The organism is Actinomyces johnsonii (genome assembly GCF_006546835.1).
Lineage (GTDB): Bacteria > Actinomycetota > Actinomycetes > Actinomycetales > Actinomycetaceae > Actinomyces > Actinomyces johnsonii.
In genome coordinates this window covers 101,252-115,167 of sequence record NZ_VICB01000010.1, presented here as the reverse complement: position 1 = coordinate 115,167, position 13,916 = coordinate 101,252, and the positions used below count along the sequence as shown (strand labels likewise).

The window sequence follows — 13,916 nt, the reverse complement described above, 5'->3', positions numbered from 1 at the left end:
CCGGCTACCTGCCCAGGCGGCGCTCCCGGCCAGCGAAGTCGCGCAGCGCCCGCAGGAAGTCCACGCGCCGGAAGGCCGGCCAGTTAACCTCACAGAAGTAGTACTCGGAGTGCACCGACTGCCACAGCAGGAACCCGGAGAGCCGCTGCTCGCCCGAGGTGCGGATGACCAGGTCGGGGTCGGGCTGACCCTTGGTGTAGAGGTGGTCGGTGATGTCCTCCTCGCTGAGCGAAGCGGCGACCTCCTCCAGGCTCGCCCCGGCGGTGGCCCGCTCGCGCAGCAGCTCGCGCACGGCGTCGGCGATCTCCTGGCGGCCCCCGTAGCCGACGGCGATGTTCACCTGCATGCGCCGATCCTGAGCGGCGGCCTCACCCGCCTTCCCGTCCGACTCAGGGGCATCGGTGGCTGGCAGTCGGGACCTGGCGACGGCCGCGCGCAGGCGCTCGGCCAGCGGCTCGGGCAGGAGGTCGACGGCGCCCACGAGCCGCAGGCTCCAGCGGCCGGTCTCGGCGAGCTCGTCGACGGCGTGGGCGATGATGTCGAGCAGGGGCGAGAGCTCGGCCGGGTCCCGGGAGAGGTTGTCTGTGCTCAGCAGCCACAGGGTGACGACCCGGACCCCCATCTGCTCCGCCCACCCGAGGAACTCCTCGATCTTGTCCGCGCCGCGCTTGTGCCCCTGGGCTGCCCCGAACCCCATGGACTTGGCCCAGCGCCGGTTGCCGTCGAGGATGACACCCACGTGGCGGGGCACCGTGGCCGGGTCGATGCGCGCAGCCAGCCGGCGCTCGTAGATGTCGTAGAGGAAGTTGTCGCCTGCCATGCCGTTTCCTCGGGGTTCCTCAGCGGGGTTGTAGGGACGGGGACCCGACGGCGCGGGGCCACCGCCAACGGTATCGCGCGTCATCCCTCCCGCGCTGGGTCAGACGGCTAACAGCCGGGTCAAATCCGGCCGTCAGGTTCGCTCAGGGTTATCGGGGCACAACAGGGGCGTATCAGGACCGTTCGACCGTGCCGACCCAGGCAGCAGCGGCCGAGAAACCAACTGGAGAGGGACGCCGTGCCACCCGCATCACATCGCCCTTCAGATAGCTACCACCGCAACCTACGCTCGCGTAACCTACGGAGTCGTAAGGTCCAGAACTGACCCCGCCCTTAGCCCGAGCCACCCAGAAGGACGCCCACGCCCATGTCTTCGACATTGTCACCGACGCCGCCGACACCGGCTCCGCGCCGCACTGCGTCCACGTCCGCCAGAGAGGTCATCGCCGCCGTCAAGCCGAAGCTGCGCGGCTGGATCCACGCCGGCACGGCACCACTGGCCCTGGCGGCCTGCATCGTGCTGACCGTCCTGGCGCCGGGGGCGGGCCTGAAGTGGGCCTGTGCCATCTACCTGACCTGCTCACTGCTGCTGTTCGCCAACTCCGGCGTCTACCACATCGGCACCGGCTATTGGTCCGCGAAGGTGGCGGCCACTCTGCGGCGGATCGACCACGCGAACATCTACCTGCTCATCGCCGGCACCTACACGCCCCTGTCGGTGGCGCTACTGCCGACGCGCACGGCCGCCCTGGTCCTGGGCATCGTGTGGGCAGGCGCCGCGATCGGCACGGCCACGAACCTGCTGTGGATGAGTGCGCCACGCTGGTTCACCACCGCGCTTTACATCATCCTGGGCTGGGTGGCGATCTGGTTCCTGCCGCAGTTCTGGCGAACCGGCGGCCCGGCGATCGTGTGGCTGCTGGTGGCCGGGGGCGTGACCTACACGCTGGGCGCCGTTGTCTACGCCCGCAAGACACCCGACCCCTCGCCACGCTGGTTCGGCTTCCACGAGATCTTCCACGTGTGCACCGTGGCCGCATGGGCCTGCCAGTGCGTGGCCTGCTTCCTGGCAATCCTGCGGTAGGCGGACCGGGGCTGCAGCGCGCGGCGAGAACACCGCCGCACGCCACCGCGACGTCAATCGGTCTATCTCCCCACCGCCTTTTCTGAAAGCGGCGGCCGACCCCGATCGGGCAGGTCAGCGGACATTCGGCCCGGCACTGCGGCGCGCACGAACGACTGACACCCCAGCAGCTTCCGCCAAGCATTCAGCGTTCTTTCAGGCTCCGGCGTAGACTCGCGCTTCAAACCCGGTTGGCCCTGCGAGGAGCCGCCGGGTGTCGTCGTCGCAAGGTGGCGCCGCCCAACCGCCGCCAAGTGACCAGCACCAGCCATCCAAGGAGGACCCATGTCCGAGCAGTCACAGGGCACCTGGCTCACGCAGGAGGCCTACGACCGCCTGTCCGCCGAGCTCGAGCACCGCAAGACGACCGAGCGCAAGGAGATCGCCCAGCGCGTGGAGGCGGCCCGCCAGGAGGGTGACCTGCGGGAGAACGCCGGCTACCACGCGGCCCGCGAGGAGGCAGGGCTCAACGAGGCGCGCATCATCCAGCTCGAGGAGACCCTGGAGAACGCCCAGATCGGCGAGGCGGCCGACGACGGCTCGGTCTCGGCCGGGACGATCGTCACCGCGAAGGTGGCCGGCAAGGAGCAGGTCTTCGCCCTCGGCGGCCAGGAGATCACCGCGGACGTGCCCGACGGCGTCAAGGTCTTCTCCCCTGACGCCCCGCTGGGCCAGGCCCTCATGGGGCATCGCGCGGGCGACACCGTCTCCTACGAGGCCCCCACCGGCCGGGAGATCAAGGCCGAGATCGTCAAGGTCGAGCGGGTCTGACTCTGTCTCTACCGAGCCGGGCATTTTTCGCGCAGCCCCACCGAAATTCTGTTGGGCACCGCGAGAAATGCCCGGTTCGATGTCTCGTACCTCCTCTTCCTCGCGGTCAGTGAAGCGCGGGCGGGAATAGAGGCGGGGCGCAGTACCGTGTTCTCATGTTCAACGCCCTTCGTCACTCGCTCAGCGGATCGGCGCCGACCGGCCGCGAAACACCAGTCCTGCCCGCCCCCGGAGACCACCCGGTGCTGGGGACGCCCCTGGACGGACCGTGGCCCGAGGGTAGTCGGGTCATCTATCTGGCGGGCGGCTGCTTCTGGGGCGTGGAGCGGATCCTGTGGCGCCAGGACGGCGTCGTCTCGACGTCGGTCGGCTACATGGGCGGCCAGACGCCCAACCCCACGTACCAGGAGGTGTGCACCGGGGCGACCGGTCATGCCGAGACGGTGCGCGTCGTCTACGACCCGGCCGTCTGCGGCGAGGGTGGGGAGACCCTGCTGCGGGCCTTCTGGGAGAACCACGACTCCACGCACCTGAACCGCCACGGCAACGACGTCGGCACCCAGTACCGCTCGGCGGTATGGACGACGACGCCCGCCCAGCGCGAAGCAGCCGTGCGGATCCGCGAGGCCTTCCAGGGCGAGCTGACCCACCTGGGCCTGGGCACCTGCGTGACCACCATCGGGGATGCGGCGGACGCGCCGGCTCAGTTCGGCGGCCCCTACTACCTGGCTGAGGACTACCACCAGGCCTACCTGCACAAGAACCCGAACGGCTACTGCAACCACGGCCCCAACGGGGTGACCTGCCCGGTTGGCATCACGGACCTGCCCGCCCAGACCGACATCCTGGCCCCCGAAGACGCGCCGGCCTGAACCGTACCCAGTCCACACGTTGGAACATCGAGATCGCGGTTAGCCGCCAGCACGTGTATTCCTCCTCGTTCCATCTTCCGCCTTGGCTGTGCTCACGCACTGCTTGGTGTTCCCAGGCTCGGGACTCGGTTACGCAGAACGTGCGGAGAAGGTGACGTCCCACAGAGGCGAGTTCTCGAGCTTACCCCGCTCGGCAGTGGCAAATAGTGTCCAGCCACTGGTCTCAGTATCACCGAGCCAGAACCCCAAAGCGCTCAGCGGCAGATCCGATCCGTCCGAGGCCGGGATGGTTGTGTCCCATGTGATGATGTAGGCCTCCTTCATATGCGGCCACGTCTCCTTCGTCCGGAACACATTGGTTTGACGCTCTGAAACCAGAAGCACCTCTTGCGCGTAGGTTTCGTCAACAAGCGGACGCCCGAACGACTCCACCCGCCGGACTCTCACCCGTGGGACCCCGTTGTTCGCCCCCGGCATCAGGATTTCCGTGGCTGGATGCCCCTCGGAGTTACTCACCTCACTGAGGGTTGCACCAGCAGGGGCGGTGAGCGTCAGACCGTGAACCTCAACCGACTCACCCGAGGGGGACTTCGGCTGCACGTTTCGCGGCTGCGTGTCAGGGACGACCTGGATATCGGCAACAGGCCGCCACGTGGATGTTTCGCCAGGGCTGGAAGAGGGTCTTCCTGACACACCAGAGCCTCCTGACGAGGATGATCCAGCATCTCTAGCACTGCGCCCCGAACAACCTGTCACATATGACAATCCAACAACCCCTAAAGGAACCAAAACTGACCGACGAGACAACAACAAAGACATCAGCATCCCTCCCACCGATTCCACTTTCCACCAGAATAGTACTGCCCATTAGAAAACTCAATATTCTCATCAGAATATCCAAGGCCGGCACTCAACTCCAACCCCAGCTTCGCACCCACTTTCACCCCATAGTTAGAGGAACTCATTGAAATATCCTGGCGCGTCAAAACACCTCTATCTGCCGCAGCATTAATGAACGTCGATGTGGCCTCACCAAGGTTTTCTAAAGCACCCTTGCCGTTCTCAAACCCAGGAATTTTCGAAGCCGCCAAGAAGTTACGGGCCATTCGGCTCGTTTCCGCCGAATTCAGATCGACTGACGCAGTCCACACCTGACCCGATTCAAGTGGCTGAGGATTGCCCACACCCAGCGGGGTTGTCGCCCCGACTTGGGCATCATACATACCGGTAACAGATACATTCAACACCTTATCGGGATCCTCGCTGTTAATCGTGACGGCAACGATCTGCTCCATTGACGCACTCGCCTCCGCTCCCACACCTAGTTTTCTAGCATTTCCCGAGATATCAGCATTTGTTTTATAGTACAGTGTAGTCGTCCCCGCATCGCGATTGACCTTAACCCCCATCGCAGCGGCAGCGTTAACCTCAGCTTGCGCGCCTTCGATTCCTTGTGTAACATCAACACCCGCAGAGCCTTCCACACCAGCCTGAACATAGTATGCAGTTGGCCCCGGAGGCCGATAGCCCATAACGCCGTTTACCACTTCATTGAGTAGAGCACCTACAAAACCAACCCCATCTCCTACAGCTTTTCTAGTCAAATAACCCATTAAGTCATCTTTTGCCTTCTCAGAATCGACCTCATAGATGAGCCCCTCCTCAACAGCCCCGCCAGCGGAAGCATCTGCACCCGCGTATGCCCCATACCCTTTATTATTAGCGACCACTTCAACTCCTACACCCACTCCGAAAGAGGCTCCAGCTTTTAGCGTGCGCGTGTCGGTAATTCTATAGCGACCATCTGACAATTTTTCGACGACAAAACCACCTTTTATTTCAGCACTGATGACTGCCACACCGACAGATGCATTGACGCTCTGGGTCCGTTGATTAGTTGTACACGCCTCAGTCGGCTTATGCTTATCCTCTTGCGCGTTATCGTCAGTCCCACCACATTGAATCCCTCCAGCCCCAACGGCCTCACTGATCTTGGAGAGGATGCTGCAAGAAATTTCGCGCCCATGGCTCGGAGCCGCAGCAATCACCCCACCAATGAAGATCGCCACAACGATAGCCATTCCTGCGAACTCAACGAGTGTCGCACCATTTTCACGCATTTTCCGGAATCCGCGATCACAAACATTCCGGCTCGACGACAAGACCAACATGCGTTTTCCCACCTTTACCACACGCTCCAGCACATCAACAGCCTTACGCAGGGGACGAAGAATCGAAATATTCATCATATCGAGCCACTTTCCACAATCATAAGTAGTCATCCCTTCGAAACAGATACACATACACCAGAGATGAGACAATCGATGCGATTATCGCGAAAATGATCACCATGAAAACCGGCGCCCAGCCACGCACCTCGTACGTAGGAACAATATTGACGGCGCTCACAACAATCGCAGGAACCACAGAATGCATTACAAATATCGTTATAGACCGAAGACGGCGCCTTACGACAAACATTGACAACAGGCTGGCAACGAATGACGAGAGCCCGTTCATCCAGGTGACAGTTCCAACCACGGACCGCACAGATTCAACTGCGTCGTACGCCAGCCCAGGAACAGCCAGTATTGCCAAGAACGCCAGCATCAGCAGTACAACTTGAAGTACTGTTCCAACTACGAGCAACAGTGGCGACCACGTAATCCCGTCACGGTGCAGCACGTCATGACTCGCGCCATCCATAGTTCTTGACCTTTCTCACCGCACACTTCCGCGCGCACAGAAACAGACGCCCAGCCAAGACGATCACACCATAGTTCATGCCCCGAGCATCGCGTTCTACGGTAGTTACATCGTTTTCCCAACGATAGGGCTATTCGCCCCTAAATGCGCCCCTACGCAAAGGGCGAGGCGCCTCATGACGAAACCGGTACAATTTGCAAGAGCCTCATTAGTTCGATTCGCTGCGGGGGCTGTTGCCCGTTACCTTGGGTGGTCCGGGGCTGAGCCAGCTGGCGTGGGCGTGGGTGTCTTGCCCCTGTCTTCTAATGATCCGGGGGGCGAGAGTCACCTGCGGTAGCCGGGCGCTGGTGACCGCTGATAAGGGGAACGACCCACCGCAAAACAGTAGAGGTCTTTCGCAGGCGTGGGTGCGGGACCGGTTGTCCACTGGCTGACCCCGTATCGACTTGACCGAGAGGCGGCAGGAGAGATGGATATCGAGGACATCGACGTCTTCATCGGCACCGGGCGTCGGCAAGGAGCGAGCACTGGGCCACGGCCCTGAGCCAGGAAGGGCGGAAGGTCCTCGACAGGGCCCTACCCAACGACGAGGAGCGCCTGCGTGCTCTCTACAAGAAGCTGGCCGATCACGGACACCTGCTGGTGGTAGTAGACCAGCCCGCCACCATCGGGGCCCTGGCGGTGGCGGTGGCTCAGGACATGGGCATCACCGTGGGCTACCTGCCCGGACTGTCGATGCGCCGCATCGCCGACCTGACGCCGGGCAGCGCCAAGACCGACGCCAAGGACGCGGCCGTCATCGCCGGCGCGGCCAGGACCATGCCCCACACCCTGAGAGCCATCAACGCCTCGGACGAGGACGCCGCAGCGCTGAGTATGCTGACTGGCTTCGACCTGGACCTGGCCCGAGCCGTCAACCAGACCCAGGGCCGCATCCAGGGCCTGTACACCCAGATCCACCCCGCCCTCGAGCGGGTGCTGGGACCCTGGCTGGAGCACGACACCATCCTGGAGGCCCGTCGCCGCCTGGCCCACCCCAGCCTTTGAAGTGTCAATCATCAGGGTTTTCACACGTTGCCTTGAGACACTCGCCACCGGTCGCGAACCCGCACTCTTCAGCCTTGAGTAGCCGCGACCGCCTGACTATTTCCCTGCGCACCCACAGGAGGCTCAACCCCGATGAGCACTCATCAGACCAGCACGTCGTCGCCGGACCAGATGGAGCCTGAGATCCACTGGGCCGAGGACGCGGACTTCCAGTGGCGCGCCGCAACCGAGCTGCTCATCGCCCTGGGAGTCCCGCGCTCCATCGCCCGCCTCACCCAAGATCTGCGCACCTCCATCGCCCGCCTGGAGCAGATCGACGCGCGCCTGCCGCGTGACGGCGAGCCCCTACCCGAGGCCGACCGACTCACCCGCAACAACGCCGTCGACGACGTCGCCCGGGCCATCCTGCCGCTGGCGCACGCCACGCTGGAGCGGATCCGGGCCGAGGAGCTGCGCACCGAGGTCGTCGGCGTGGACTACACCGCCGTGTGCGCTGCCGTCGCGCAGCTCGAGGCCACTTACCGCGCCGGATGGTGGCGCTCGGCCGAGCGGGAGGGCGCCGACTTCTTCCTGCGCGAGGTCGAGGCCCTCGACCGCCTCAATGTCCCCCCGGTGCGGGCCAACTGGCGCGACGCCGGCAAAATCGTCGGCATCCTGCGCAAGATGCCCAACTCCACGCTGCGGCGCGTGGCCCCGACGACCAACCCCATGGCACTGCGCTTCATGGTGCTATTCGCCCTCCAGTCCGGCTATCGCGACGGCCTGTTCGACAACACCATCTCGATCCCGCGTCTCATCCACACCAAGACCAGCGAGTACCGCAGCACATACCGGACCAGCTCAGCCGCCTAGCGTGCAAGCCATACGTTCACTCACCAACAAAACTTCAGAAACGACCCGGAGCCGCGTCGTTTCTGAAGTTTTTGTCGAAGTTGGGGGATTCACCAGCGTCGGCCAATGGGTCTGACCCCCGCAGCGGCCAGTCGCCGCAGCATCTGCGCCCCGGCTTCATCCCAGGCCTGCGACCACGTCCAGCGGGCCACCGTCAGGCCCGAGGCCCGCAGCTCGTCCTCCCGGAGCTTCTCACGCCACACGACATCCTCCGGATCCTGTCCGAAGGAGGCCGACCGGTACTTAACTCGGCCGTCGAACTCCCCGGCCACCTCACGATCCGTCCAGTAGTAGTCCAGGATGTAGACCTTCTGCCCGACCCGCACACTCACCTGCAGCTCCGGCTGAGGAAGACAGTGCTCCCACATGCGGACACGGGACATGGACTCACCCGGCGACTCGGATCGGCCGTCGGCCAGGCGCACAGCTTGCCGAGCGCGAGGGCCACCACGTGCCGTAGCGGGCAGACGTTCCAGCGCCTCCTCCATGGCTTCCGCAGAGCACAGCCTGTTGTGCAAGGCCGCGTCCATGGCGGCGACTCCCGCCATATCCCCGCTCCACCGAGCCAGGTCAATGAGTGAGTCCGGCAGCGCGACGGCGAGATGCCTACCCACCCTGACGACCTCAGTGCCGCGACGCCGGACGTGGCGCCACAGCAAGGAGGTCCGCACCCGCCCGGGACGCCCATCCACGACCTCCACCCTGCGCAGGACCGTCCCCACCAGCGGCAGCCCGTAGGCGGCGACGGCGGAGGCACCCGCCAGCACCAGATCCTCGCCGTACTTCCGGTGCGCCGCCTCGAGCAGCAGTCCGTAGCGCTCCGTCCCCGAGGCCGCCTGCCAGGCCAAGCGGGGCGCGTAGACGCCTGCGGCGACTCGCAGCCAGTCGTGGCTGAGTTCCGGACGCGCACACGCGGCGCCGTCGAGACCAGTCTCGTTCCACAGGAGCGGGAGCAGGGCCCCGCCGTCGGACAAGGGCAGGGAGGAGATCGAGGTGGTCATGCGCCTATGCTGCCCACGGCGCCACAGCGCTCACCCGACACGGTTGCCCTCCTGTGGACACAGGAGACCGACAACGCCGATGTGGACACCCGCATCGCGGACCACTTCAACCAAATCTTCACAGATGACCCGGAGCCGCGTCGTTTTTGAAGTTTTTGTCGAAGTGCGAGAGGCCGGCCGTCAGTCCTCGGTCCGTCAGTCAAAGTGCAGGGACTGCCCGTCAGTCCTCGTCCGTCCGACCGGCCAGTTCTAGCCTGCGGTAGCGGCTGACGGCCGCGCCGACGTCGACCATGCGGGGGCGCACAAGGAAGGCGGGGCGCTCGCGCTCGTCGGTCAGGGCGTCCAGGCCCTCGTCGTCGAGCAGGGCCTCGAGATCGTCCAGGCACTCGCGCAGCGGGGAGACCCCGTCGAAGCGCTGCTCCAGCAGGGCGCGCAGGGCGTAGGCGATGGCCTCGGCCTGCCCGGGGTCGGTGACGCCGCCGACGTCGGAGATGTCGATGTCCTCCCGGTCCAGGATGAGGGTGGAGGTGCCCTGGGCGCGGGTGCGCACGGGGCCCCGGCGGGTGCGCGGCGGGGCGGGTTCGGGGACGCGCTGCCTGGGCGCGGCGAAGTCCTCCAGCTCGGTGAGGGGCCGGGGCTGGTCGGCCACGACCCGGCGGGCCTGCTCGGTGACGTCGCGCAGGTGGTAGGCGTCCATGAGCAGGACCCGGTCAGCCACGTCCAGGTAGTCCCCGGAGCCGCCCATGACCATGACCGTGGAGACGCCCCGCTGGCGGAACAGCGCGGTGATGCGGTCCACCAGGGGCGTGATGGGCTCACGTTCGGCGGCCACCAGCTCGCGCATGCGCGAGTCGCGGATGAGCAGGTTCGTGGCGGAGGTGTCCTCATCCAGCAGCAGTGCGGTGGAACCGGCCTCGACGGCCTCGATGATGGAGGCGGCCTGGGAGGTGGATCCCGAGGCGTTGCGGGTGGTGAAGGAGGCGGTGTCGCGCCCGGCCGGCAGGTGAGAGATGAAGGGGGTCAGGTCCACGCCGGTCACGGCGCGCCCGTCGGCGGCCCGCACCTTGACGGCGTCGGGAACCGTGGCCACGAGCTCGCGCCCGTCCCCGGGCACGTGCGGGTAGACGCCGCGCTCGATGGCGCTCAGCAGCGTGGACTTGCCGTGGTAGCCGCCTCCGACGATGACGCTCACACCGGCCTCGACGACGGTACCGCGCACGCTCCCGGCGTGGGGCAGCTCGACCGTGGCGGCCATGGAGTCGGGGGCCTGGAGGGGGACGCCGCCGTCCAGGGGCTCATCGCTCACGCCGGAGCGGCGCGGCAACACGGCGCCATCTGCGAGGAAGGACACCCAGCCGTTGCGGGCCACCGCCGCCCTCAGGGCCCGGTGGTCCTCCAGGATGGCGACGTGGCGCACGAGCCGGTCGCCCCGCTCGCCGGTGAGGTCCGTGGCCTCCTCCAGCTCGCGCACGAGGTCGCGCCCCACGATCCGGGAGGCCTCGCGGCCCTGGATGGAGCGTCCCTGGGCGGGCAGGGCCAGGCGGGCGCGGATCTCCAGGACCCAGCCGGCCCCCTCCTTCTGCTCGTCGGGGCGCAGTATGACGCTGGAGCGCTGCAGGATCTCCTGGCCAGGGGAGGCGATCGACAGGGCCGTACCGCGGAAGCCCGCGTGCAGCTCGCGGGTGAGGAAGTCGCCCACGGCCAGGCGCCGGTCGACGTCGGCCAGCAGGTCGGCCTCGTCGAGCAGGGCCAGGCCGTGCAGGTCAGTGGGCACGTCCACGTGGATGCGCGTGGGCGGGGCATAGGGGTCAGACTGGACGCGGTCGATGTGCAGGAACCAGCCGGCGGGGGCCCGGTAGCGCCCGACGATCGCCTTGTAGGCGGCGTAGGAGCGCCCGTCGAGGGCGTGGAGGTGGCCCACGAGGTCGGACAGGAGGCCGTCGCGGGGCTCGTCGTCGTAAACGCGGCGCGAGCGGCCCCGGTCGCCGCCCCGGTAACCGCCGGCGCCATCCCGGTAGCCGCGGCCCCCTCCCCCGCGACCGCCTCGGTAACCCCGGTCGCCGCCGCCCCGGTGGCCGCGTCCGCCCCTGTCGTCGCGGTGGGAACCGCCTCGCTCGCTGCGCTCAGTCATGGTGGAAACCCTACCCACCCGCCGGCCCGAGCCCCCGCAGCCCGAGCACAGACGACGTCACCGCCGGGGCACCCGCAGGTACCGCCGACGGCGACGTGAAGGGCTGAGCCGGACGGCCCGGGACCACTGTCGACCCCGTCCGCCTCAGCGCAGGGAGGCCAGGGCGTCGGAGTGGGCGACGACGTCGCGCACCATGGCCGGGACCTCCGGGTCGTGGAAGGAGGCCGGCGAGAAGGCGCCCTCGGCGAAGTCGGTGTTGAGCGACAGGAACACGTTGGAGGCCACGACGGTGGCGCCCATGCCCTGGAGGATCTGCTGGAGGTGGCTGACGGCGCGGATGCCGACGTTGTAGGAGTAGCCGACCACGCCCACGCCCTTGTTGGCCACGGCGCCGGGCTGGAGGAAGTCGATGGCGTTCTTCAGCGCACCGGGGATGGAGAAGTTGTACTCGGGGGTGACGAAGATCAGGGCGTCGAAGGACTTCAGGGCCTCATCGAAGGCGGCGCCGGCCGGGTCATTGGGGACCGCCATGCGCGGGGGGATCTCCTCGGCGAACAGGGGCAGGTTGAAGGAGGCGATGTCGACGAGCTCGGCGTCGACGCCCTCGATCTCGTTGGCCTGGTCGACCACCCACTGGGCGATGGTGCCGCCCACGCGGTTGGGGCGCACGGAGCCGACGACAACGGCGAGACGGGTCATGGTGTTTCTCCTGATATGGCGAGTCGGGGGTGCGGCCGGTGTCAGGCTGAGGCCGTCATGGGCCGCCATGGCGCGTCCGGCCGCGATACATGTTGTTAACAACCTTATGGGAATCCCGACAGAAACAGCGAGCCCTTATTGCATGACACCTGCCACAGCGCGCCCCGGCCGGCCCCGAACCCATCGTCCGAAGTGTCAAGGTCGCGAGGGTGTCACGGCTCAGCGAGCCAGGAAGAAGCGGAAGGCGGGGTCGGTGGTCTCCTCATTGTAGGAGTAGCCGAGCCGGTCCATGTGCTCGGTCAGCTCGACGTCATCGGGACCGGCCGCGAAAGCGCACAGGATGCGGCCGTAGTCGGCGCCGTCGGTCCGGTAGTGGAACAGGGTGATGTTCCAGCGGGTGCCCAGGACTTCCAGGAAGTGGGCCAGCGCCCCGGGCGACTCGGGGAAGAGGAAGGAGAAGAGGCGCTCGGGCACGCCGGGTGTGGCGCGCCCGCCGATCATAGAGCGCACGTGTACCTTGGCGAGCTCGTCGTCGGTGAGGTCGATGACGTCGTAGCCGGCCTCCTCCAGGTCGGCCACGATCTCGGCGCGCTCCTGGCTGCGGGCGATGCGCACACCCACGAAGATGCGGGCGGGGTCGGTCGCGGCGCGGGCCGCGGAGAGGCGGTAGTTGAACTCGGTGACCGAGCGGGCGCCCAGGACGGAGGCGAAGCGCAGGAAGGAGCCCTGCTCCTCGGGGATGGTCACCCCGAGGATGGCCTCGCGCTGCTCACCGATCTCGGAGCGCTCGGAGATGTAGCGCAGCTGGTGGAAGTTGAGGTTGGCGCCCGAGAGGATGAAGGCCAGGCGCTCGCCGGACAGGTGGTGCTCGGCTGCGTAGCGCTTGAGGCCGGCCAGGGCCAGGGCGCCGGAGGGCTCGGAGATGGCGCGCACGTCGTCGAAGATGTCGCGCACGGCGGCGGAGGTCTCGTCAGAGGAGACGGTGACGACGTCGTCGAGCAGGGCGTGGCACATGCGGAAGGTCTCCTCGCCGATGCGGCGCACGGCCACCCCTTCGGCGAACAGGCCCACGTGGTGCAGGGTGATGGGCTCGCCGCCCAGCAGGGCGGCCTTGAGGCAGGCCGACTCCTCGTGCTCGACGCCGATGACCTGGACGGCGGGCATGAGCTGCTTGATGAGGACGGCAACGCCGGCGGCCAGGCCCCCGCCGCCCACGGGTACGAAGACGCGGTCGAGGTGGGCGTCCTGCTGGATGAGCTCCAGACCGATGGTGCCCTGACCGGCGATGACACGGGGATCGTCGAAAGGAGCGATGTAGGAGTAGCCTTCGTCCTCGGACAGGCGCACGGCCTCGGCCTTGGCGGCGTCGAAGTTGTCCCCGTGGAGGCGGACCTCTCCGCCCAGGGCCCTGACGGCGTCGACCTTGATCCGGGGGGTGACGGTGGGCATGACGATGATGGCGCTGAGGCCCAGCAGGGCGGCGGAACGGGCCACGCCCTGGGCGTGGTTACCGGCCGAGGCGGTCACGACTCCGCGCTCACGCTCGACCGGGTCCAGGGAGCGCATGGCGTTGTAGGCGCCGCGGATCTTGAAGGAGTGGACCGACTGGAGGTCCTCGCGCTTGACCTCGACGGTGTTGCCCAGGCGGGCCGACAGGGCGGGCATCTCCTGGAGCGGAGTGTGCTCGGCCGCCTCGTAGACGGGGGCCTTGAGGATCTCCCGCAGGTAGCGGGCGCTGTCCCAGGCCGGGGTTCCGTTGCTGCTGACGCTGTCGAGCTCATTCACGGGTAACAGCGTAACGGGCGGGCCGCCGCCCGGCTCAAGCCGGCGGTGGCGCACGCACGTGTTGCGCACGA

Annotated in this window: 11 protein-coding genes and 1 pseudogene; 5 read left to right on the top strand and 7 right to left on the bottom strand. The window is 66.6% G+C overall.

Annotated features, from left to right (window positions below; genetic code table 11):
* Positions 1-4: 4 nt before the first annotated feature.
* Positions 5-820, bottom strand: coding sequence for a polyprenyl diphosphate synthase (gene uppS / locus FK256_RS07545; protein ID WP_141424322.1), 816 nt, complete (start codon positions 818-820; stop codon positions 5-7).
* Positions 821-1,186: 366 nt separating this feature from the next.
* On the opposite strand from uppS, the gene trhA reads away from it, so the two are divergent.
* From trhA to msrA, 3 genes are all read left to right on the top strand, one after another.
* On the top strand, positions 1,187-1,903 hold the full coding sequence (gene trhA, locus FK256_RS07540) for a PAQR family membrane homeostasis protein TrhA (protein ID WP_141424321.1): 717 nt from the start codon (positions 1,187-1,189) through the stop codon (positions 1,901-1,903).
* A 324-nt stretch (positions 1,904-2,227) separates the two neighbouring features.
* Positions 2,228-2,713 (top strand): GreA/GreB family elongation factor, encoded by a 486-nt coding sequence (locus tag FK256_RS07535; RefSeq protein ID WP_003781147.1) that lies wholly within the window; start codon positions 2,228-2,230, stop codon positions 2,711-2,713.
* 155 nt (positions 2,714-2,868) lie between these two features.
* Entirely contained in the window at positions 2,869-3,585 is a 717-nt protein-coding gene (msrA, locus tag FK256_RS07530; protein WP_141424320.1) for a peptide-methionine (S)-S-oxide reductase MsrA, read from the top strand.
* A 129-nt stretch (positions 3,586-3,714) separates the two neighbouring features.
* Here msrA and FK256_RS07525 read toward each other — a convergent pair whose 3' ends face one another.
* Together FK256_RS07525 and FK256_RS07520 are read right to left on the bottom strand one after the other, a co-directional pair.
* A complete protein-coding gene (locus FK256_RS07525) occupies positions 3,715-4,101 on the bottom strand; it encodes a hypothetical protein (protein WP_141424319.1) in 387 nt (128 codons plus the stop codon).
* Positions 4,102-4,403: 302 nt separating this feature from the next.
* Positions 4,404-5,867 (bottom strand): hypothetical protein, encoded by a 1,464-nt coding sequence (locus FK256_RS07520; RefSeq protein ID WP_141424318.1) that lies wholly within the window; start codon positions 5,865-5,867, stop codon positions 4,404-4,406.
* A gap of 893 nt (positions 5,868-6,760) precedes the next feature.
* Here FK256_RS07520 and FK256_RS07515 point away from each other — a divergent pair.
* Positions 6,761-7,333: pseudogene (locus FK256_RS07515) on the top strand (IS110 family transposase); the annotation flags it as partial.
* 137 nt (positions 7,334-7,470) lie between these two features.
* Positions 7,471-8,190, top strand: coding sequence for a hypothetical protein (locus FK256_RS07510; protein ID WP_141424317.1), 720 nt, complete (start codon positions 7,471-7,473; stop codon positions 8,188-8,190).
* An 89-nt stretch (positions 8,191-8,279) separates the two neighbouring features.
* On the opposite strand, the gene FK256_RS07505 is transcribed toward FK256_RS07510, so the two are convergent.
* The 4 genes from FK256_RS07505 to ilvA form a co-directional block, all read right to left on the bottom strand.
* The gene (locus FK256_RS07505) at positions 8,280-9,230 is read right to left on the bottom strand and encodes a hypothetical protein (protein ID WP_141424316.1); all 951 of its coding nucleotides are present in this window, start codon (positions 9,228-9,230) and stop codon (positions 8,280-8,282) included.
* 220 nt (positions 9,231-9,450) lie between these two features.
* Positions 9,451-11,361: an ABC-ATPase domain-containing protein gene (locus FK256_RS07500; protein ID WP_141424315.1), complete on the bottom strand. Its 1,911-nt coding sequence runs from the start codon at positions 11,359-11,361 to the stop codon at positions 9,451-9,453.
* Positions 11,362-11,505: 144 nt separating this feature from the next.
* Positions 11,506-12,060 (bottom strand): NADPH-dependent FMN reductase, encoded by a 555-nt coding sequence (locus FK256_RS07495; RefSeq protein WP_141424314.1) that lies wholly within the window; start codon positions 12,058-12,060, stop codon positions 11,506-11,508.
* A 219-nt stretch (positions 12,061-12,279) separates the two neighbouring features.
* Positions 12,280-13,845 (bottom strand): threonine ammonia-lyase, biosynthetic, encoded by a 1,566-nt coding sequence (ilvA, locus tag FK256_RS07490; protein ID WP_211343547.1) that lies wholly within the window; start codon positions 13,843-13,845, stop codon positions 12,280-12,282.
* Positions 13,846-13,916: the final 71 nt, after the last annotated feature.